Source organism: Streptomyces daliensis, from assembly GCF_054782395.1.
Genome location: NZ_BAAGSO010000126.1, coordinates 14,044 through 36,070, shown reverse-complemented (window position 1 = coordinate 36,070; position 22,027 = coordinate 14,044). Strand labels below are relative to the sequence as shown.

Here is a 22,027-nt window from a genome sequence, read left to right as displayed (position 1 = left end):
GACCCGGAGTGGCAGCGGGCCACCGGCGGGACGGGGACGGGGTGGGGTGTCCCCGCAGGTCGAGAAAGTCACCGGCGGAGAGTCGTAAACGAGACCTTCACGCCGAGGAGACACCCCGGCCCGGCACCGGACACCCCGCACCCACGCGCCCATAACCCCAACAGGCACCCGGAATCACGCGGCGCAAGCCGCAAAGCACCGGTCCATACGCCGCGCCGTAGCCACCGGCCCGCACCCGGCGATGAAACCCCAACGCGCGCCCAGGGACGCCCCGCCTGGCGACGGCGCCAAAACTGTTGTGGGCAAGCGTCCCGCTCGGCGAGGGGGCACCTCCCAGCGGTAGCTGGGGGAGGGTGGGCACAACCCGTGCCACCGGCCCGCAGCACGCGAACGAACCCCCAAAGGGGCACCCACAGCAGGCGCACCCCCACGAGAAACGGGCACCCCGTGCGGGGGTCAACGTCGCGCCCTGTGAGGGAGCGCAACCGGTGAAGGGGTGACCCCCCGTTTCCTTCCGCACCCCGCGAAGGGAGCCGCACCCTGCGGAAGGGTTACGCTGGATGGTCACCTCTGTACGAGCGATCCCTGCCCCGAGGACACCACCCATGCCTGTCGAGTCGGTCTTCCCGCGCCTGGAGGCCCTCCTCCCGCACGTCCAGAAGCCGATCCAGTACGTAGGCGGCGAGCTGAACTCCACCGTCAAGGACTGGGACGAGTGCGACGTCCGCTGGGCGCTGATGTACCCGGATGCCTACGAGGTGGGGCTGCCCAACCAGGGCGTCATGATCCTCTACGAGGTGCTCAACGAGCGCGAGGGCGTCCTCGCCGAGCGCACGTACAGCGTGTGGCCCGACCTGGAGAAGCTGATGCGGGAGAACAACGTCCCGCAGTTCACCGTGGACGGCCACCGCCCCGTCGGCGCCTTCGACGTGCTCGGCGTGTCCTTCTCCACCGAGCTGGGCTACACGAACCTGCTCACCGCGCTGGAGCTGTCCGACGTCCCGCTGGAGTCGAAGGACCGCACCGAGGACCACCCGATCGTCATGGCGGGCGGTCACGCCGCGTTCAACCCGGAGCCCATCGCGGACTTCATCGACGTCGCGGTCATCGGCGACGGCGAGCAGGCGGTGCTGGAGGTCTCGGAGATCATCCGGGCCTGGAAGCAGGAGGGACGCGCCGGTGGCCGGGACGAGCTGCTGCTGCGGCTCGCCAAGACCGGCGGCGTCTATGTGCCCCGCTTCTACGACGTCGAGTACCTGCCGGACGGCCGCATCTCGCGCGTCGTCCCCAACCGTTCCGGCGTCCCGTGGCGTGTCTCCAAGCACACGGTGATGGACCTGGACGAGTGGCCGTACCCGAAGCAGCCGCTGGTGCCGCTGGCCGAGACGGTGCACGAGCGGATGTCCGTGGAGATCTTCCGCGGGTGCACGCGCGGCTGCCGCTTCTGCCAGGCGGGCATGATCACCCGCCCGGTGCGCGAGCGCTCCATTACGGGCATCGGCGAGATGGTCGACAAGGGGCTCAAGAACACGGGCTTCGAGGAGGTCGGCCTGCTCTCCCTCTCCTCGGCGGACCACAGCGAGATCGGCGATGTCGCCAAGGGCCTCGCCGACCGCTACGAGGAGGACAAGATCGGCCTGTCCCTTCCCTCGACCCGTGTCGACGCCTTCAACATCGACCTCGCCAACGAGCTGACCCGCAACGGCCGCCGCTCGGGCCTCACCTTCGCGCCCGAGGGCGGCAGCGAGCGCATCCGCAAGGTCATCAACAAGATGGTCTCGGAGGAGGACCTGATCCGCACCGTCGCCACCGCCTACGGCAACGGCTGGCGGCAGGTGAAGCTCTACTTCATGTGCGGGCTGCCCACCGAGACCGACGAGGATGTCCTCCAGATCGGCGACATGGCGGTCAACGTCATCGCCAAGGGCCGCGAGGTCGCGAAGTCCAACGACATCCGGGCCACCGTCTCCATCGGCGGCTTCGTCCCCAAGCCGCACACGCCCTTCCAGTGGGCGCCGCAGCTCTCGGCCGAGGACACGGACGCGCGGCTCACGAAGCTGCGCGACAAGATCCGCGGCGACAAGAAGTACGGCCGTTCCATCGGCTTCCGCTACCACGACGGCAAGCCCGGCATCGTCGAGGGCCTGCTGTCGCGCGGCGACCGCCGCGTCGGTGCCGTGATCCGCGAGGTGTACGAGCGGGGCGGCAGGTTCGACGGCTGGCGCGAGTACTTCAGCTACGACCTGTGGATGGAGTGCGCTGACAAGGCCCTCCCCGAGTACGGCGTGGACGTCGACTGGTACACGACGCGCGAGCGCACCTACGAGGAGGTCCTGCCCTGGGACCACCTCGACTCGGGTCTCGACAAGGACTGGCTCTGGGAGGACTGGCAGGACGCCCTCGACGAGACCGAGGTCGAGGACTGCCGCTGGACGCCGTGCTTCGACTGCGGCGTGTGCCCGCAGATGGACACGGAGATCCAGGTGGGTCCGACGGGCAAGAAGCTGCTGCCGCTCTCCGTGGTGAAGTAGCGGCTCCGGTTCCGGCCCCCGGTTCCGGCCCGGTTACGGTCTCGGCCCGTCTGACCTGGGAACGAACCGTTCCGGCGACGGCGGCGTCCCCCCTGGTATGAGCCCCTATGAACCCCGGCACGGGTCCCACCGCGCGAGCCCCGCGAAGGTGTCGTTGAGCAAGGACGGCACGGGTGGGGCCGACAGTGCGGTGCGGAAGTCCTCGGCCGTGGGCGACCGGGGACCCGAGGGGTGTCTCGTCGTCGCCGTGCGGATGCCCGTGCGCGTCGTCACCCTCGTCCTCGTGCTCCCCTTCCGGCTGCTGTGGGACGCGCTCGTCGCGTGCGGCAGGGTCCTGCGGCGCACGGTGTGGCGCCCGTTCGCGCGGGGTGCGCAGTGGTGCTGGTACACGCTGATCGCGGGCCCCGCAGGATGGCTGTGGCGGCGGGTGCTGGCGCCGGTGCTGTACGGGGTGCTGGTGTGGCCGTGGGTCGCCCTGTGGGGCTACGTCCTCGCACCGGCGGGCCGCGCCGCGTGGCGGTACGTCCTCGCGCCGACGGGACGCGGGGTGTGGTGGCTCCTCAGCGGTACGGGCCGTGGCCTGTGGTGGCTCGCCCGCACTGTGGGCCATGGGCTGGCCGTCGGCGCTCACGGGACCGGCGCGGGGCTGGCCTGGCTGGGCCGCGTGCTGGTGGCGACCCCGCTGATCTGGCTGTACGCGCGGCTGCTGACCCCCGTCGGACACGGCCTCGGCACGGTGCTCACCGCACTGGGCCATGGACTGGCCTGGCTCGGGCGCTGTCTCGTCGTCGTGCCGGCCATGGCCCTGTGGACCGGGTTCACATGGCTGCTGCGGATGCTGCTGGTCGTCCCCGCGGTGGCGCTGTACCGCCATGTGCTGACGCCCCTCGGACACGGCATCGTCGCCGCCGTACACGGCGCGGGGCGGCTGCTCGGATGGCTCGTCTGGTACGCCGTCGTCGTCCCTGCGGTCGCCGTCTACCGCTGGGTGCTCACGCCCGTGGGGCGCGCCGTCGCCGTCGTCGTACGCGAGACCGTGGAGGGGCTCGGGCACGCCTGGCGTGCGGCCGGATACGTCTCGCGCGCGGTGTTCCGCTTCGCGGGGCGCGTGCTGCGGTGGCTGTTCGTGGATCCGGCGGTCTGGGTGTGGCGGCACGTCGCGGCGCCGGTCGGCCGGGCTGTGCGCGAGCACGTCTGGCGCCCGTCTGCGCGGGCGGTCCGCGCGGCGGGCCGGGCGGCCCGCGAGGTGCTCGCGGCGGCCCGCGCCTCGGTCCGGGAGACCAGGGCCGAGCTGCGGCGCGCCCTCTTCGGTGCGCCACGGGTGGAGGAGCGGGAGGCCCTGCCGCGCGAGGGCCGCGTACCCTAGGAAGAAGGATCATCCGCACAAACGCACAACGCACCGAGGCGCCCCGTGGCGCGGCGCGCCGGGTGGGGCAGTGCGAGGTGCGGAGCTTCCGCCCCCTTTCGGCGGGGCACACCCGCTTCGGCGGGGCATCACCCGCCGTGCCAGACGTCAACGAAGGGCGGCGGCGCCGACGCGCTCCGCCCGGCACCGAGGAGAGAACCACTGGGCAAGCGACAGCCCGAAGGCCCGCCGCCCGCACCCGCGGTGCAGCGCATCCGACTGCGCTACACCAAGCGAGGCCGCCTCCGGTTCACCAGCCATCGAGACTTCCAGCGAGCGTTCGAGCGGGCGCTGCGCCGGGCCCAGGTGCCCATGGCGTACTCCGCAGGGTTCACGCCGCACCCGAAGGTCTCGTACGCCAATGCCGCCCCCACCGGCACGGGCAGCGAGGCCGAGTACCTGGAGATCGCCCTCACGGAGCGGCGCGATCCGGCGGAGCTGCTCGGGCAGCTCGACACTTCCATGCCGACGGGGCTCGACATCATCGACGCCGTCGAGGCCCGCACGTCCGACTTCACCGACCGCCTCCAGGCGTCGGAGTGGGAGCTGCGCCTGACCGGCGTCGAGCCCCAGGAGGCGGAGCGGGCCGTGGCCGCCTTCCTCGCGGCGGAGACGGTGGAGGTGGAGAGGCAGACGAAGAAGGGCCTGCGCACATTCGACGCACGGTCCGCCGTCACCTCCCTGACCTCGGCCGATTCGTCCGCTGACGGGGTGGTATCGGCAAGCCCGCAGGCCGGGGGCGATAGGCCGGGTGACGGTGCCTGTGCGATACTGCGGCTGGTAGTGCGGCACCTGACACCTGCCGTACGACCCGACGACGTCCTGTCCGGCCTCCGAGCTACGGCCGACCTGGCGCCGCCGGTCCCCGCTGCGGTGACCAGGCTGGCGCAGGGGCCGCTCGATGAGGAGACCGGCACGGTGACCGACCCGTTGGCGGCCGACCGCGACGCAACCCTCGTCGCGACGGCGCCGGGCGGCAACGCGTAGTCCGTGGCCTGAAGGTCGTGGACTTCGAGGACCGCCGTCGAAGCGCTGCCGCCGACGCACGCACCAGGGAGCCACCCGGGTACGCGTCCGGCAGGCGAGCGCACTGACCAGGAGACTTTCGCCGTAGCCGGGCCTTCAAGGGCCGGAACCGGCGAGTGAGACAACAGCTCCCGCGCGGCGCCCGCGCCCCGGAGAGCGGCCCCGCACACTGCGCGGGGCCGCCACCGGTACGAACGAGGCGCGGCGCCCGGGAGCGTGACGGGAGAACCGCCCGCATGCTCGAACCGAACGAACCAGCATCGGCCGAGAGCGCCGAGAGCGCCGAGACAGCAGTCAGGACAGATCCCGCTGCCACCGCGAATGAGAGCGCGGCCGAGGGCAGCACCCCGAGCGACACCCTTCCTACGCGTCGCCGCCGCCGTGCCGCGACGCGCCCGGCGGGTCCTCCGTCGGCCACGGCCGAGACGGAGACCGCGGTGACACAGCACGACGCAGCAGGCGTACCGGACGTGGAGGCAGCCGCCTCCGCCGCGCAGGCGCCGCAGGCCCAGGCCCAGGCCCCGCAGAGCGCCCCGGACGCGGGCGCGAGCGCCGCCTCCAGTACCGCCGGTGCCGGTGACGAGGGTGCGGCTCCGGCGCGTACGCGCCGCCGTGCGACCCGCAAGGCCAGCGCACCGGCCGGTGCGCCGAAGATGGCGGAGACGGGCGGTGCGGCCGAGAGCGCCGAGACCGTCGTGGCCGCCGACAGCACTCCGGGCGAGCAGCCCGCCGCGTCCGCCGAGCCCGAGGCGCCCGCTGTCGACGCCGCTCCGGCCCGTACGCGCCGTCGCGCGACCCGCAAGGCCACCGCGCCCGCGGGCGCGCCGCAGACGGCCGAGAACACGGCCGCTGACACGACCGCAGCCGGGACCGAGGACGCCTCCGGCGCGGGAGAGCAGGAGAGCGCCGAGGCAGCGGCTCCGGCGCGCACGCGCCGTCGTGCGACCCGTAAGACCGCCGCAGCGAAGGCGCAGCCCGCCGAGGCGGCACCCGCGAGCGAGGACGGCGAGGCGCCGACGGCCGCCGCCGTGAGCGACGCCGAGCCGGAGACCGCGCCGAAGGCAGCCAAGGCGACGAAGGCCAAGGCGAAGACCAGGACCCGCGCCGCGGCCAAGGCGCAGGCCGAGGGCGAGTCGGCCGAGGCGCCGACGGAGGCCGGTGCCGGGACGGACGCAGAGTCCGGGGCCGAGGCGGAGACGTCCGGCGCTCGTACGCGCCGTCGCAGCACGCGTTCCCGCAAGACGGCGTCGGCCGAGCCGGACGCGCCGCTCGCCGCACCGCAGCAGGACGCGCAGGCGGCCGGGACCGAGGACCTGTCGGCACCGGCTCCGCGCAAGCAGACCATGGCACCGGTGGCCGTCTTCCAGGCGCCGGTCTTCACCGAGCCCGCCTTCCAGACGCCGCAGAGCGCCGCCGCCGCTGCCGCCGCCGAGGCGGAGCAGGCCGAGGACGAGACGGACGAGGAGCCGGAGGAGGTCCAGGCCGCCGGTTCGCGCCGCCGCCGTCGCCGCAGGGCCGACGCGTCCGGCGAGGCGAACGGCAACGCGGGCGGCAGCGGCAGCGGCAACGGTGACGGCACGGGGAGCGGCGAGTCCGGCGCCCGTGCCTCCGACGCGGACACCGACCGGTCGGCGCGGAGCGCAGACGAGGGCGACGACGAGCAGGACGGCGACACCCGGTCCGGCGACTTCGCCGACGACTCCGGCGACCGCCCCGCGCGCCGTCGTCGCAGGGGCGGCCGTCGCCGCCGCCGTGGCGACAGCGCGGACGCGTCCCAGGACGGCCAGGACGGCCAGGACGGCCGCGAGGGCCAGGAGGACGACCAGGAAGCCGACGAAGCGCGCGCCGAGGGCAACGAGGGCAAGGGTTCCCCGAAGCAGTCCAAGCGCTCCGGCGACCAGGGCGGCAACGGCCAGGGCAACAGCAACGGCCAGGGCAACGGCGACAGCGGCTCCGAGACCGGCGCCCAGGGTGCCGGCTCCGGGGACGACGAGGACGAGGGCGACGACGAGCAGGGTTCCGCCGGCTCCTCCAGCAGCTCGCGCCGCCGCCGTCGGCGCCGTCGGCGCAGCGGTGACGGCTCCGACAACAACGGTGGCGGCGGCTCGGCCGCCGACCAGGACGACCCCGAGCGCACGGTCGTCAAGATCCGCGAGCCGCGCAAGAAGAAGGACTCCGAGCCCAGCGACGAGGTCCAGGCCATCAAGGGCTCGACCCGCCTGGAGGCGAAGAAGCAGCGCCGTCGCGAGGGGCGTGAGCAGGGCCGTCGCCGGGTGCCGATCATCACCGAGGCCGAGTTCCTGGCGCGCCGCGAGGCCGTCAAGCGCGAGATGATCGTCCGCCAGAGCGGCGAGCGCACACAGATCGGCATCCTCGAGGACGACGTGCTGGTCGAGCACTTCGTCAACAAGGAGCAGTCGACGTCGTACGTCGGCAACGTCTACCTCGGCAAGGTGCAGAACGTCCTGCCCTCCATGGAGGCCGCCTTCGTCGACATCGGCAAGGGGCGCAACGCCGTCCTGTACGCCGGTGAGGTCAACTTCGAGGCGCTGGGCCTGTCCAACGGGCCGCGCCGCATCGAGACCGCGCTCAAGTCGGGCCAGTCCGTCCTCGTCCAGGTCACCAAGGACCCGATGGGGCACAAGGGCGCGCGTCTGACCAGCCAGGTCTCGCTGCCAGGCCGGTACCTCGTCTACGTGCCCGAGGGCTCGATGACGGGCATCAGCCGCAAGCTCCCCGACACCGAGCGCTCGCGCCTCAAGAGCATCCTCAAGAAGGTCGTCCCCGAGGACGCGGGCGTCATCGTGCGCACGGCGGCCGAGGGCGCGAGCGAGGACGAGCTGCGCCGCGACGTCGAGCGGCTCCAGGCGCAGTGGGAGGAGATCCAGCAGAAGGCGCAGAAGGGCAGCAACGCGCCGACGCTGCTGTACGGCGAGCCGGACATGACCGTCCGCGTCGTGCGCGACATCTTCAACGAGGACTTCTCGAAGGTCATCGTCAGCGGCGAGGAGGCGTGGCAGACCATCCACGGCTACGTCTCGCACGTCGCGCCCGACCTCTCGGACCGGCTCCAGAAGTGGAACTCGGACGTCGACGTCTTCGCCACGTACCGCATCGACGAGCAGTTGATGAAGGCGCTGGACCGCAAGGTCTGGCTGCCGAGCGGCGGCTCGCTGGTCATCGACCGCACTGAGGCGATGATCGTGGTCGACGTCAACACCGGCAAGTTCACGGGCCAGGGCGGCAACCTGGAGGAGACGGTCACCAGGAACAACCTGGAGGCCGCCGAAGAGATCGTCCGCCAGCTCAGGCTGCGCGACCTCGGCGGCATCATCGTGATCGACTTCATCGACATGGTGCTGGAGTCCAACCGGGACCTGGTGCTGCGGCGCCTGCTGGAGTGCCTGGGCCGCGACCGTACGAAGCACCAGGTGGCCGAGGTCACCTCGCTGGGCCTCGTGCAGATGACCCGCAAGCGGGTCGGGCAGGGGCTGCTGGAGTCCTTCTCCGAGCCCTGCGTCCACTGCAACGGGCGCGGCGTCATCGTGCACATGGAGCAGCCGACGTCGGTCGGCGGTGGCGGCAAGAAGAGCAAGAAGAACAAGGCCGAGAAGGCCGCCGACAAGAGCACTGCCGCCGACAAGGGCAGGGACAAGAGCGCCGGGAACGGCCACGCGAACGGCCACGACCACGCGCACGGCGATCACGCGCACGGTGCGGACGAGACGGACTCGGACGCGTCGGGGCACGAGGAGCCGAAGGCGCTGCCCGAGCCGGAGTTCGTGCCGGACGAGGAGCTGTACAGCAGCGCCGCCGAAGCGGAGGCCGCAGCGGCTTCCGGCTCGCGCGGCGGGCGGTCGCGGCGGCGTGCGAGCCGCAAGGCGGGCGCGCCCTCCGCGGGCGGCACGGGTGCCGAGTCGGCGCCCGAGGCGGCCCAGGCCGCCGTGTCCGAGCCTGCCGCTGAGGCCCCCGCCGCTGCCGAGGCGCCCGCCGAGGCTCCGGCGACGAAGCCGGGGCGCAGGCGCCGTCGGGCCGTTTCGGTCCCGGCTGGTTCGCCGAAGGTGTCGGAGTCCTCGGAGGCCGAGGACGCGGGCGTGACGGTGGTCGCCGCCGCGCCGGCCGAGGCCCCTGTCGCCCCGGAGGCACCGGCCGAGGCTCAGGCCGAGGCCGAGCCGACGCCCGCCGAGCCCGTCACGCAGGAGGCCGCAGCGCCGCCCGCGCGGACGCGTACCCGGCGTCGGGCCGTTTCGGTCCCGGCTGGTTCGCCGAAGGTGTCGGAGTCCTCGGAGGACGAGAGCGCGGGCGTGACGGTGGTCGCCGCCGCGCCGGCCGAGGCCCCCGCAGCGCCGGAGGCACCGGCCGAGCCCGAGCCCGTCGCCGAGGCGGCCCCGCCCGCGAGGACGCGTCGCCGCGCCACGCGGCAGGTGTCCGCACCGGGCGCTGACGGCACGGAGAGCGCGGAGTCCCCGGCGGATGCCGCCGGTGACACCGACGAGGCCGACTCCGCTAGCAAGAAGCCCGCGAAGAAGGCCACGGCCAAGAAGGCGGCGGCGAAGAAGACGGCCGCCAAGAAGACCGCCGCGAAGAAGACGACAGCCAAGAAGGCCGCGTCGGGCACCGGCACGAGCACAGGCACGGCCGAGAAGGCCCCTGCCAAGAAGACGGCCGCCAAGAAGTCGACGGCGAAGAAGTCGGCGTCGAAGAAGACGGCGGCGGCCGACAGCACGGAGCAGCAGACGCTGTCCGTCCAGGTCCCGGCCGAGGACTGACACCCCCGGCGCGACCCGCGTGACCCCGCGTGACCTGTGCGCCCGCGCCCTCCCCCGGGAGGACGCGGGCGCACGGGCGTCACAGGGCGCGGGGGCGGCGACCACCCGGTTTGACCTGCGTATCGGGCGCACCGTAGCCTTGACCGTCGGCGTGTCGTCAGACATGCCGCGCTCCTGAGCAACTCCCTCCCGCGGCGTCAGCCCGGGAGAGGCCGCTCAATCCATTCGGATCGCACTGCGGACCCCGGTCCGCGTCGGGCGGCTGGCGTCAGGAGCTTCCGTATCGAGTGAGAGAGAGTTCCGCGTGTACGCGATCGTGCGCACCGGCGGCCGTCAGCAGAAGGTTTCTGTGGGCGACGTCATCGAGGTAGACCGTCTGTCTGAGAGCAAGGTCGGCGACAGCGTCGAGCTCTCCACGCTTCTCGTGGTCGACGGCGAAGCCGTCACCAGCGACCCGTGGGTCCTGGCCGGGGTCAAGGTCGTGGCCGAGGTGGTTGACCACCACAAGGGCGACAAGATCCGGATCCAGAAGTACAAGAACAAGACCGGCTACAAGAAGCGGATCGGTCACCGTCAGCTCCACACGGCGCTGAAGGTCACCGAGATCCCCGCCCCGGCCAAGAAGTAAGGACTGAGGAGAGATGGCACACAAGAAGGGCGCATCGTCCACTCGGAACGGGCGCGACTCGAACCCGCAGTACCTCGGCGTGAAGCGCTTCGGCGGTCAGCTCGTCAACGCCGGTGAGATCCTCGTCCGTCAGCGCGGCACCCACTTCCACCCGGGCAAGGGTGTCGGCCGCGGTGGCGACGACACGCTGTTCGCCCTGGACGCCGGTTCCGTGCAGTTCGGCACCCAGCGTGGCCGCAGGGTCATCAACATCGTCCCCGCCGCCGCTGAGTAATCAGCCGGTTCGGCAGCGACACCTTCCGAGGGCGGACCGCCTTTCCCGTACGTACGTGACCCCGCGTCGCGTCCGTACGGGAAGCGGGTCCGCCCTCGGCGTGTTACGACACAGGTAGGGCGCGCCCGTACGCAGCGGCGTACGGGCGCGCACCAGCAGAGCAGCAAGAGCAGCAGAGCAGAAGCACAGATCACGTCACGCATGCCGGGAGGCACTCCTCATGACCACCTTCGTGGACCGCGTCGAACTGCATATCGCCGCGGGTAACGGGGGTCACGGCTGTGCCTCCGTCCATCGCGAGAAGTTCAAGCCGCTGGGCGGCCCGGACGGCGGCAACGGCGGGCGCGGCGGGGACGTCGTCCTCGTCGTCGACCCGGACGTGACGACGCTGCTCGACTACCACCACAGCCCGCACCGCAAGGCGACCAACGGCCAGCCCGGCCAGGGCGGCCACCGCTCGGGCCCCGAGGGCAAGGACCTGGTCCTGCCCGTCCCGGACGGCACCGTCGTCCAGGACCGCGACGGCAACGTGCTGGCGGACATGGTCGGCAAGGGCACCACCTTCATCGCGGGCCAGGGCGGCCGGGGCGGCCTCGGCAACGCCGCGCTCGCCTCCGCGCGCCGCAAGGCCCCCGGCTTCGCGCTGCTGGGCGAGCCCGGCGAGACCCGCGACGTGGTGCTGGAGCTGAAGACCGTCGCCGACGTGGCCCTCGTCGGCTACCCGAGCGCAGGGAAGTCCTCGCTCATCTCGGTGCTCTCGGCCGCCAAGCCGAAGATCGCCGACTACCCGTTCACCACGCTCGTGCCGAACCTCGGCGTCGTCACCGCGGGCTCGACGGTCTACACCATCGCCGACGTGCCGGGGCTGATCCCCGGCGCGAGCGAGGGCAAGGGCCTGGGCCTGGAGTTCCTGCGCCACGTCGAGCGCTGCGAGGTCCTGGTGCACGTCCTGGACTGCGCGACGCTGGAGTCCGACCGCGACCCGGTCTCGGACCTCGACGTCATCGAGGCGGAGCTGGCCCAGTACGGCCGGGGTCTGGAGGACCGCCCCCGCCTCGTCGTCCTCAACAAGATCGACATCCCCGACGGCCAGGACCTCGCCGACATGATCCGCCCCGATCTGGAGGCCCGCGGCTACCAGGTCTTCGAGGTCTCCGCCGTGTCCCGGCAGGGCCTCAAGGAGATGTCGTACGCGCTGGCCAAGCTCGTGGACGAGGCCCGCGCGGCCCGCCCCGTCGAGGAGAACACGCGCATCGTCATCCGGCCCAAGGCTGTGGACGACGCGGGCTTCACCGTCACCAAGGAGGAGGACGGCCTCTACCGCGTGCGCGGCGAGAAGCCGGAGCGCTGGGTGCGCCAGACCGACTTCAACAACGACGAGGCCGTCGGCTACCTCGCCGACCGCCTCAACCGCCTCGGTGTCGAGGACGCGCTGCTGAAGGAGGGCGCGCGCGAGGGCGACGGCGTCGCCATCGGCGGCGAGGACGACGCGGTCGTCTTCGACTGGGAGCCGACGATGGCGGCGGGCGCGGAGATGCTCGGCCGCCGTGGCGAGGACCACCGCATGGAGGCCCCGCGTCCGGCGGCGCAGCGCCGCCGGGACCACGAGGCGGAGCGGGACGAGGCGCTCGGCGAGTACCGGGACTTCGACCCGTTCGCGTAGCAGCTTCTAGCAGTTTCTGGCAGTTGCTAGTCGTAGCCGGCACCGGAACTGGTGCAGACTGACGTCATGAGTGTCGAGCCGCTTCCTGACTGGGTGATCCCGCCTCCGGGCGGGTTCACCGCGGAAGGCTTCCTGGGGCTCGCCGGCCTGCCCCCGCACACGGAGTTGATCGACGGGAGCCTGGTCTTCGTGAGCCCGCAGGAGAAGTGGCACAGCCGGGTCATCAACCTCCTGGTCGGGGAGCTGGACCGGCAGGCACCCGCCGAGCTGCGCGCGGATCGTGAGATGGCCGTGCGGCTCGGCAAGCGGCAGGTTCCCGAGCCGGACGTGGTCGTGGTGACGGGTGAGGCGTACGTGCGGGACGAGCCGTCCACGTACTACTTCCCGGAGGACGTGGTCATCGCCGTCGAGGCCGTCTCGCCCGACTCCGAGGACCGCGACCGCGACACGAAGCCCCGCAAGTACGCGGCGGCGGGCTTCCCGCACTACTGGCGCGTCGAGAACGACAAGGACCGCGCCGTGGTCTACACGTACGAGCGCGACCCGGCCAGCGGCGGCTACGCCCTCACGGGCATCCACCACGACAGGCTCAAGGTCTCCGTACCGTTCACCCTGGACATCGACCTCACGGCCGTGGGGCGGCGCTCGGCTCAGCCGTGACGCCGCGCTTGCTGCGCCGGGCGTCGTGTGCGGCGTGGCGGAGGAGCCGGGATCTCGCATTGTGCGGCGCGCACCAGGCTCTGTCCGGAATTTGACGACAACGGCCTTCGGATAGCACCCTTCCCTGCTGACCTGCGCACCGAGCGGTTCTGCCGCCCTGCGCGCGTGCGCCCTGTGCCGCGCCCCGCCTCGTGTGCGAACCCCCCTCAGCAAGGAACCTCATGCCGACCTCCCCTGCCCCCGCCGTCGTGCCCACGGACGGCGAGCCCGCAACGGACGACGCCGAGGGGTGCCATACGGCGCCCGCCGCGCCCCGTAGAGACAGCGGACGCACCGACATACCGGTGCTCGCCGTCAGCGGCGGGCTGCTCACCGCGTTCGTCCTGGCCGCGCTGATCGCGCCCACGGCCACGGGCGACGCCGTGAACACCGTCTTCACCTTCGCCGCGCGCTGGTTCGGCCCGCTGTGGCAGGTGCTGCTGCTCGCGACGTTCGGCGTCGCGCTGTGGCTGGGCTTCTCCCGGTACGGGAAGGTGCGGCTCGGGGGCGCCGGGGCGCGCCCGGAGTACGGCAGGTTCCAGTGGATCGCGATGATCATGTCGACGCTGCTCGCGGGCGGCGGCGTCTTCTTCGCGGCGGGCGAGCCCGTACAGCACTACGTCGACACGCCGCCCTTCTACGACGGCGTCAAGAGCGGCACCCAGGAGGCGGCCGACGCGGCGCTCTCCCAGAGCTTCGCGCACTGGGGCTTCCTCGCCTGGGCCGTCCTCGGAACGCTCGCCTCGATCGTGATGATCCGGGGCCAGGAGCGCGGCATGCCGCTGCGCCCGCGGACGCTGCTGTACCCGTTCCTCGGCGAGCGCGTCCGGCACTCCAGGCTGGGGGCCGCCGTCGACGTCGTCTGCGTCATCGCCGTCGTGGCCGGGACCGTCGGCCCGATCGGCTTCCTCGGCCTCCAGGTCTCCTACGGGCTCTCCGAGGTGTTCGGCATCTCCGGCGGCTACCCCGTACAGCTCGGCGTCATCGTCCTGCTGACCGTCGTCGCCGTCCTCTCCGTCGCCAGCGGCGTCGACCGCGGCATCCAGTTCTTCAGCAGGGCCAACATCTGGCTCGCGGTCGCGCTGATGGCCGTCTTCCTGGTGCTGGGCTCCCTCGGCTTCGTCCTCGACTCGTTCCTGGGCGGCTTCGGCCAGTACGCGCGGGACTTCGTGCCGCTGGCCCTCAACCGGGGCGACCACGCGTGGCTCGGCTCCTGGACGGTCTTCTTCTTCGGCTGGTTCCTCGGCTACGGGCCGCTGATGTCCATCTTCGTGGCCCGCATCTCCAAGGGCCGCACCCTGCGCGACCTGGTGGTCTCCACCGCGATCGTCCCTCCGCTGGCCACCATGTTCTGGTTCACGGTGTTCGGCGGCACCGGCATCTTCCTGGAACAGCGCGACCCCGGGACCATCTCGGGCCCGCTCAAGTCGGTCGGCATGGACGCCGCGGTCATCTCCATGGCGCAGCGGCTCCCCATGGGCGCGGTGGTCGCCGTCGCACTGCTCCTGCTGACGATCACGTTCGTGGTGACGACCACCGACTCGATGTCGTACAGCATCGCCGCGGCGGGCACGACGTCAGGTGAACCGACGCGCGCGGTACGGGCGTTCTGGGCCCTGCTGATGGGTTCGGCCGCTGCGGTACTGATCCTGGTCGGTGACGGCGGGATCACGGCGTTGCAGTCGTTCATCGTGGTCACGGCGGTGCCGGTGGGCTTCATCATGCTGCCGACGCTGTGGACGGCGCCCCGGATGGCCCGCGAGATGGCCCAGGAACAGGGCATCACCTCACCGGGCCCGGACCAGGACCGGTCCTCCTCGGAGCCGGAGCCGACGACGAGTCAGCCGAACCAGGTGACCCGGACCACGTAGATCCGCTTCCGGTGCTCGAACTTCTGATACCAGAGGATCAGCCTGTCGGTGCTGAGTGAGCGCAGCTTGCGGGGGTTCTGCTCGTCGTAGTCGTGGCCGGTGTCCATGCGGAGTTCGGCCAAGTCGAGCAGCCCTCGCATGACGCGGTCCACCTCGGCGCGTCCTTCCGCGCGCGAGAGACGGCGCGCCTCATGAGTCGACCTCGCACCACACCGTCTTGCCGGTGGCGTGCGCGGTCACGTCCCACTGGTCGCTGAGCAGCGCGACGAGGGCCAGCCCCCGGCCCGACTCCTCCCACGTCTCCGCCTCGCGCGGCACGGGGAGGACGGGGGAGCGGTCGTACACCTCGATGCGTACGCCGTGCAGCGTGTGCAGGATGGTGACGGTGCACCACTGGTCGGGTACGTGCCGGTGCACGTTGGTCATCAGCTCGGTGAGGGCGAGTTCGACGGTGTCGCCCAACTGCGGTACGTCCCAGAGCCGTACGTAGGCACGTGCGATACGGCGCATGTGGCGCGGCGAGTGGTCGCCGACCGTGAGCGCGATGCGGTACCTGCGGGGCGGGAATTCGGTGGGTTCCTCGATGACGTTCACGGTGCAAGGCTGTAATGCGGCGATTACTGTGGGCTACGGCGTGAATGCAACTCCCCGTGCTGTGGAGGTCCCGATGGCCAACGTCAAGGAACTGGACCCCGGAGCGTCGCCGCTCCACTACTTCGGTGCCGAGCTGCGGCGGTTAAGGGATGAGGCGGGGCTGACACTGGCCCAGTTGGGCTCGGTCCTGTACTGCACGGGCTCGCTGATCGGCCAGATCGAGACGGCTGCGAAGACGCCCACGCTGGATTTCGTGCAGCGCGTCGATGTTGCCTTGGGCGCGGACGGTGCGCTGCTGCGGCTGTGGGACCTGGTGAAACGGAGCCGGTTGCCGTACAAACAGCGCCGGGTCGCGGAGTTCGAGGAGTCGGCGAACCAGATTCTTACGTACCAACCGCAGGTCGTTCATGGCCTGTTGCAGACGAAGGCTTACGCGCGAGAGGTTCTCTGCGCCCTTAGTCACGACGATCTCGATGCAAAGATGGCTGGTCGCCTCGAACGGCAGCGAATCTTGGAGCGTGCGGCGCCGCCGCTGCTTTGGGTGGTCTTGGGTGAAGCCGTGTTGCACCACGAGGTCGGCGGTCAGGAGACCATGCGTACGCAACTCTTGCGCCTGTTGCAATACCGGCATGTGGGGCAGGTGAACATTCAGGTTCTGCCATTTCGCTTGGGGGTTCATGCCGGGTTGAACGGAGCTTTCACGCTTTTCTCTTACGAGGATCAGCCGAATGTTGCCTACGCTGAGAGCTACGAGGGCGTAGAAGCCACCGTAGATCCGCAGGAGTTCCGGGCCCGTTCGCTTCGCTACGATCACTTGCGAGCCGCCGCGCTGTCTCCAGCGGATTCGGCGGAGCTGATCGCCCGTGTGATGGAGGAGCGTTATGAGCGTGGTTCCCGGTCCGCTGAGTGGCCAATGGCGTAAGTCGAGCTACAGCTCGGACAACGGAGAGTGCGTCGAGTGCGCACCCCTTCACGGCGCCGCATGGCGTAAGTCGAGCTACAGCACGAATGAGGGCGGCGAGTGCGTCGAGTGCGCGCCCCTTCACGGCGCCACGTGGCACAAGTCCAGCTACAGCGATGACAAGGGTGGCTCGTGCGTCGAGGTCGGGGTCGATGGGTCGACGCCCGTCGTCGCGATACGGGACAGCAAGCGTCCCGACGGTCCCGCGCTGACGTTCCCCGCGCGGGCCTTCGGCGACTTCGTGCGGGCCGTCGCCCAGTTCCCCGGGTAGGGGCTCGGGCGACGGCCCGGTGGTGCGGGTAGGGGGCGCGGGGGAGGGGTGAGGCCGTCACCGTCTCACCCGGTCATCGGGCCGCCCGTCTGCTCACGGCCTCACAGCAGAGAGTAGAGGAGCCGGTTCGGCGAGCCGGTGCGCGGGTCGATCACCTTGTTGGGTGTCGCGCCGCTCGTGATCGCGGTGCTCACCTGGGCCGGGGTGGCCGTCGGGTTGGCTGCCAGGTACAGCGCCGCGACGCCCGCCGTGTGCGGGGTGGCCATCGACGTGCCGGAGATGGTGTTCGTCGCCGTGTCACTCGTGCGCCAGGCCGAGGTGATGCTCACGCCGGGCGCGAACAAGTCGAGGCAGGTGCCGAAGTTGGACCAGGAGGCGCGGCGGTCCGAGCTGTCCGTCGCGCCGACGGTCAGGGCCTCGGGAACGCGTGCGGGCGAGTAGTTGCAGGCGTTCTGCGGGGTGCCGATGGCGTTGCCGTTGCCCGCCGCGATGGCGTAGGTGATGCCCGCCGCGATGGACCGCTTCACCGCGTTGTCGAGGGAGGTGTTGGCACCGCCGCCCAGGCTCATGTTGGCGACGGCGGGCTTCTTGGCGTTGGCGGTGACCCAGTCCACGCCCGCGATGACGCCCGAAGTGCTGCCGGAGCCGGAGCAGTTGAGGACGCGGACGGCGACGAGCTTGGCTGCCTTGGCGACACCGTAGGTCTTGCCGCCGACCGTGCCCGCGACGTGTGTGCCGTGGCCCTGGCAGTCCTGGCCGTTCTGGCCGTCGCCGATGGTGTCGGTGCCGACGGTGGCGCGTCCGCCGCTGAACTCGCTGTGCGAGGTGCGGATGCCGGTGTCGATGATGTACGCGGTGACGTTGGACGCCGTGGTGTTGTACGTGTACGTCGTGCTCAGCGGCAGGTCACGCTGGTCGATGCGGTCGATGCCCCACGTCGCGTTCGACTGGGTGTCGTTGAGCTTCACCTCCGCGTCCTGCTCGACGTACGCGACGCGCGGGTCCGCCGCCAGCTCGGTGGCCTCGGCCTTGCTCATCTTCGCCGCGAAGCCCTTGATCGTGGAGCCGTACACCTCGGTGATGCGCGCGTCCTGCTCGGCGGCGAGGTCGCGGGCCGTTGCCTTGGTGGCCGCCTTGGAGGCGCTGCCGTCCTTCAGTACGGCGATCCAACTGCCGGAGATGGCCGTGTCGGAGGGCGCGAGGCGCAGATCGCCCGTCGGGGCGCTCTGGGCGCCGGGCGCGGCGGCGAGCTGGATTCCCGCGACGAGAGCGACGGCGGGTAAGAGCGCGCCGAAGCGGCGGATCTTGGACCGGGTCTGGGATCTCATGACGTGCACCTGACCTTTCGTAAACCGGATCTCGGTACGTGCAGGTATGGCGGGTGCCGTGTGGTGCCGTGCGCTGTGCGGAATGAAGGTTTGCGCGTCATGGCCGTTCGCACAAGATGGCCTCAAGTGCGAACAAGTACGAAGTGAGACGAAGAAGCGAGAGGAAGCACGGAGAGTGAGGACGGAGCGTCAGTGCGCGGGCGCGCCCCGGGCGTGTCCGGTGTGCGGGGGCACGCACCCACGCACCGGAAACGCACGCTCCGGAAACGGCGGAGGGCCGGGTCGGGGAAGCCACTCGCTTCCCGGACCTGGCCCTCCGTGCGGGGAACCGGTGAGGCCGCCGCGTCAGGCGGTGACCGCGTCCTCCGGATCCGAGCTGTCGGCCCCGGCGAGGCCGCCCGCCGTGGGCTCCATCTCGGCCTCCTCGGCCGCCTCGCGGGCCTCCGCCTCGCGCTGCCCCGGGATGTCGGTCGTACGGCTCCGGACGCGCTCGTTGCGCTCGTCCGCGTCCTTGCACAGGTCCACGGCCGCCTGGTTGAAGCGGGCCAGCGACGGCGGCTCGGACGGGCCGAGGAGGTGCGTCTTCAGCTCCTTGCGGGCCGTGACGAGGGTGTCCTTCTCGGGGTCCCGCACCGACTCCAGCAGGGCCGGGATCTCCTTCGCCTTGGGGGAGAGGATCGTGGCGGCCCGCACCGTCGGGAAGCCCGCCCTGAAGTCGTCCTCGTCGAGACCGCTGGTGTTGGCGACGGCGTACGGCTTCTCGCTCGTCAGGTAGTCGGAGACCACCGAGGAGACGTCGGAGATCAGCAGGTCGGCCTGGTTGAAGCAGGTGTAGATCGCCGGGCGCGGGCCCGTGATGATCTGGTGCTCCCACTCGGGGAACGAGGCCCAGTACGCGGCCTCCCACGCGGCCGTGGCCGCCTCCACCCGCTCAGCGCGGTTGCCCTCGGGGGTGCCCTGGAGCAGCATCCGCTCGACCTCGTCGGCGCCCGAGCGGAACGCGGTCGTGGTGAGCGCCTCCAGCTCGGCCGTGCGCAGCCCCAGCTCGGCGGCGGCCTCGGGCCCAGGGCGGTCGCCGGAGCGCTTCGCGTTGGCCTCGGCGATCATGGCCTGGATGCGCTGGTTCGCGGCGCCCGCGCGCGGGTCGACGGAGCCGGTCATCGGGTGCGGCTTGTAGAGCAGCCGCACCTTGGGGTCGGCCAGCAGGGCGCGGACGATGTTCTCCCCGGCCAGGATGACCGAGGTGTTGCCCGGGTCGTTGGTCCAGCCCTCCCAGGTGGGGGCGTACAGGACCGTCGTGTAGGTGCCCGTCGGCGCGCCCCGGTAGGGCTCGATCGGGGAGAGCTGGGGGCGGCCGACCTCGACGACGTCCTTGTCCTCGACGCCGATGTCGGCGAGCTGGTAGCGCTCGCGTGCCGCGGGACCGGCGACCCAGATCTCGTCGTACGCCTTCGCGTACGGGTTGCACGAGGAGAGCTTGTCGCTCTCGCCGTGGTTGATGAAGGCGTGCTTGATCGTCGGAATGCGCAGGACCTGCGAGGTCTTGCCCGAGTTCGCGGGGTGGAGCAGCATCTTCAGCGCCGAGTGCTCCAGGTGCATCAGGTGCGCGACCTTCGGGATGCAGATGATCGGGATGTCCGTCGCGTCGATCTTCTGCACCATGAACCGCTCACGGAGCACGATGATCGGGTTCCCGTCCAGCTTCGCGAGCGTGGAGAGCCACATGTTGGCCTGGTAGGCCGAGGTGGTGCCGCCCGAGAAGTACATGCCGACGGTCGGCTGGTACTTCTCCAGCCACTTGTCGAGCCAGGCGAGCGTCTGCTGCTCGTTGGCGTGCCGCTTCTTCGGGAGCAGCCAGGTGGCCAGGTAGACGGCGCTGCCGAAGGACAGCAGGAAGGTGAGGCCGACGCCGAGCAGGCCCCACGTCTCCGTCGAGAGGCTCGCGCAGAGCATCAGGCCGACGGTGCCGGGGATGGAGAACCGCAGCAGACGGCGGCTGGGCTGGCGGGCCAGCAGCCGGGGCGGCGCGTTGTTCAGGCGCAGGGCCGAGGCGTCGATGTTGCGGGTGAGGATCGGCAGCGTACGGCGGCGGCGTACGAGCTGGGCCACGGCCTGGCACAGGAAGTGCGCGGCGTAGGCGATGAGCAGGAGCAGGGTGAGCGGGCGCTCGATGTCCGGGGGGACGTCGGGGATCCGTACCAGGCCGATGACGATCAGCATGTCGCGCAGCAACTGGCGCGTGGTGACGTCGAAGCGGACCTTGCCCAGCAGGGCGAGGAGGCCCGGCTGCTTGTGTGTGAGGTACACGTCAAGGGCGAGGCCCGCCACGGAGGCGGTGAGGAAGACGGGCACGTTCGGCAGCAGCGCGCCCGCGAGCTGGGCGGTGTAGAACACCATCAGCGCGAGCAGCGCCGTGAGCTGGACGGCGCGTCGTGGGGAGAGTCCGGCAGAGGGCACGGGCTGGGCTCCTGGCAGGAGGTCGGGGCGAGCAGAAAATGGGTCGCGGCCTGTGGGGGTGGCCGTGGTCGACCACTGACCGTATGACGGTCGCAGCCCCAGTGACAATCTTCGGTGGGGCGTCTCACGGCATAACAGGGCCAAAGGTCAGTATCTCCGCCGGTCCGCCGAGTGGAACGGAGAAGCGCCGTGCACCCCGGCTGACGTAGATTGCGCTGCGGCGGAACCCCGTCGGCGCGGCCGGGCTCCGGGATCCGGGATCGTGGGCGAGCAGCAGGGACGTACGAGAGTGACAGGGGCAACAGGCACATCGGGGGCGTCGGGGGCGTCTGTGACGCCGGGGACCGGCGAGGCGGCGGGCACGGAGAGTGAGCGCCGGGACGAGCGTCGCGATGAGCACCGCGATGAGCGTCGCGACGTGACCGAGGCGCGACGCATCGTCGTCAAGGTCGGCTCCTCCTCCCTGACGACCGCCTCTGGCGGCCTGGACGCGGACCGCGTGGACGCCCTGGTGGACGCCCTCGCCAAGCACGGCGAACAGGACGACAAGGAGATCGTGCTCGTCTCCTCGGGCGCCATCGCCGCGGGCCTCGCGCCGCTCGGCCTCGCCAAGCGCCCCCGCGACCTCGCCCGCCAGCAGGCCGCTGCCAGCGTCGGCCAGGGCCTCCTCGTCGCCCGCTACACCGCCTCCTTCGCGCGCTACGGGCGCCGCGTGGGCCAGGTGCTGCTCACCTCCGACGACACCAGCCGCCGCGCCCACTACCGCAACGCCTACCGCACCCTGGAGCAGCTTCTCGCCATGGGCGCTGTGCCGGTCGTCAACGAGAACGACACCGTCGCCACCGACGAGATCCGCTTCGGCGACAACGACAGGCTCGCCGCGCTCGTCGCCCACCTCGTACGGGCCGACCTGCTGATCCTCCTCTCCGACGTCGACGGCCTCTACGACGGCAACCCCGCCACCCCCGGCACCTCCCGCATCGAGGAGGTGCGCGGGCCTGGGGACCTCGCGGGCGTCGAGATCGGCAGCGCGGGGCGCGCGGGCGTCGGCACCGGCGGCATGGTCACCAAGGTCGAGGCGGCCCGCATCGCCGCCGCCGCCGGCATCCCCGTGGTGCTCACCTCGGCCATACACGCCGCCGACGCGCTCTCCGGGCGCCGCACCGGCACCCACTTCCACCGCACGGGCCGCCGCACGACGGGCCGCCTGCTGTGGCTCGCGCACGCCTCCACGCCGCGCGGCGCTCTGGTGCTGGACGAGGGCGCGGTACGGGCCGTCGTCGACCGGCGCAGCTCGCTCCTGCCCGCCGGGATCGTCCGGGCCGAGGGCGACTTCACGGCGGGCGACCCCGTCGAGCTGCGGGACGAGGAGGGGCACGCGGTGGCACGCGGGCTGGTCAGCTTCGACGCGAAGGAGATCCCCCAGTTGCTGGGCCGCTCGACCCGCGAACTGGCCCGCGAACTGGGGCCCGCTTACGAGCGGGAAGTCGTGCACCGGGACGATCTCGTGCTGCTGCGGACGTGACGCCCGTCAATCGTGTGCGAGATCG

General features: G+C 71.5%; 16 protein-coding genes. 12 read left to right on the top strand and 4 right to left on the bottom strand.

The window, feature by feature from the left end:
* Positions 1–605 precede the first annotated feature (605 nt).
* The 9 genes from ACYVOO_RS36900 (at position 606) to ACYVOO_RS36860 (ending at position 14,866) form a co-directional block, all read left to right on the top strand.
* Positions 606–2,531 carry a TIGR03960 family B12-binding radical SAM protein gene (locus ACYVOO_RS36900; RefSeq protein WP_461020102.1) on the top strand — a complete coding sequence of 642 codons (1,926 nt, stop codon included), beginning with the start codon at positions 606–608 and terminating at the stop codon, positions 2,529–2,531.
* A 154-nt stretch (positions 2,532–2,685) separates the two neighbouring features.
* Positions 2,686–3,897, top strand: a complete 1,212-nt coding sequence (locus tag ACYVOO_RS36895; RefSeq protein ID WP_461020101.1) for a hypothetical protein — start codon at positions 2,686–2,688, stop codon at positions 3,895–3,897.
* Between the two features lie 243 nt (positions 3,898–4,140).
* A complete protein-coding gene (locus ACYVOO_RS36890; RefSeq protein ID WP_461020100.1) occupies positions 4,141–4,923 on the top strand; it encodes a TIGR03936 family radical SAM-associated protein in 783 nt (260 codons plus the stop codon).
* Positions 4,924–5,198: 275 nt separating this feature from the next.
* Positions 5,199–9,731 (top strand): Rne/Rng family ribonuclease, encoded by a 4,533-nt coding sequence (locus ACYVOO_RS36885; RefSeq protein ID WP_461020099.1) that lies wholly within the window; start codon positions 5,199–5,201, stop codon positions 9,729–9,731.
* A gap of 304 nt (positions 9,732–10,035) precedes the next feature.
* Positions 10,036–10,359 (top strand): 50S ribosomal protein L21, encoded by a 324-nt coding sequence (gene rplU / locus ACYVOO_RS36880; protein WP_453350858.1) that lies wholly within the window; start codon positions 10,036–10,038, stop codon positions 10,357–10,359.
* 13 nt (positions 10,360–10,372) lie between these two features.
* Positions 10,373–10,633 (top strand): 50S ribosomal protein L27, encoded by a 261-nt coding sequence (gene rpmA / locus ACYVOO_RS36875; protein ID WP_453350857.1) that lies wholly within the window; start codon positions 10,373–10,375, stop codon positions 10,631–10,633.
* Positions 10,634–10,853: 220 nt separating this feature from the next.
* The gene (obgE, locus tag ACYVOO_RS36870; RefSeq protein ID WP_453350856.1) at positions 10,854–12,296 is read left to right on the top strand and encodes a GTPase ObgE; all 1,443 of its coding nucleotides are present in this window, start codon (positions 10,854–10,856) and stop codon (positions 12,294–12,296) included.
* A 66-nt stretch (positions 12,297–12,362) separates the two neighbouring features.
* On the top strand, positions 12,363–12,956 hold the full coding sequence (locus ACYVOO_RS36865) for a Uma2 family endonuclease (RefSeq protein ID WP_461020098.1): 594 nt from the start codon (positions 12,363–12,365) through the stop codon (positions 12,954–12,956).
* Between the two features lie 221 nt (positions 12,957–13,177).
* Positions 13,178–14,866: a BCCT family transporter gene (locus ACYVOO_RS36860; protein WP_461020097.1), complete on the top strand. Its 1,689-nt coding sequence runs from the start codon at positions 13,178–13,180 to the stop codon at positions 14,864–14,866.
* Here ACYVOO_RS36860 and ACYVOO_RS36855 read toward each other — a convergent pair.
* On the bottom strand, positions 14,836–15,018 hold the full coding sequence (locus ACYVOO_RS36855; RefSeq protein ID WP_461020096.1) for a hypothetical protein: 183 nt from the start codon (positions 15,016–15,018) through the stop codon (positions 14,836–14,838). The genes ACYVOO_RS36860 and ACYVOO_RS36855 overlap by 31 nt on opposite strands.
* Positions 15,019–15,055: 37 nt before the next feature.
* A complete protein-coding gene (locus ACYVOO_RS36850; RefSeq protein WP_461020095.1) occupies positions 15,056–15,460 on the bottom strand; it encodes an ATP-binding protein in 405 nt (134 codons plus the stop codon).
* Between the two features lie 73 nt (positions 15,461–15,533).
* Here ACYVOO_RS36850 and ACYVOO_RS36845 point away from each other — a divergent pair, with 73 nt between their 5' ends.
* Together ACYVOO_RS36845 and ACYVOO_RS36840 are read left to right on the top strand one after the other, a co-directional pair.
* A complete protein-coding gene (locus ACYVOO_RS36845; protein WP_461020094.1) occupies positions 15,534–16,382 on the top strand; it encodes a helix-turn-helix domain-containing protein in 849 nt (282 codons plus the stop codon).
* Entirely contained in the window at positions 16,342–16,692 is a 351-nt protein-coding gene (locus tag ACYVOO_RS36840) for a DUF397 domain-containing protein (RefSeq protein ID WP_461020093.1), read from the top strand. Before ACYVOO_RS36845 ends, ACYVOO_RS36840 begins: the two co-directional genes overlap by 41 nt.
* Positions 16,693–16,793: 101 nt before the next feature.
* Here ACYVOO_RS36840 and ACYVOO_RS36835 read toward each other — a convergent pair whose 3' ends face one another.
* Entirely contained in the window at positions 16,794–18,020 is a 1,227-nt protein-coding gene (locus tag ACYVOO_RS36835; protein ID WP_461020092.1) for a S8 family peptidase, read from the bottom strand.
* Between the two features lie 345 nt (positions 18,021–18,365).
* Positions 18,366–20,477 (bottom strand): hypothetical protein, encoded by a 2,112-nt coding sequence (locus ACYVOO_RS36830; RefSeq protein ID WP_461020091.1) that lies wholly within the window; start codon positions 20,475–20,477, stop codon positions 18,366–18,368.
* Between the two features lie 418 nt (positions 20,478–20,895).
* Here ACYVOO_RS36830 and proB point away from each other — a divergent pair, with 418 nt between their 5' ends.
* On the top strand, positions 20,896–22,002 hold the full coding sequence (gene proB / locus ACYVOO_RS36825; RefSeq protein ID WP_453350867.1) for a glutamate 5-kinase: 1,107 nt from the start codon (positions 20,896–20,898) through the stop codon (positions 22,000–22,002).
* The last annotated feature ends 25 nt before the right edge of the window (positions 22,003–22,027 follow it).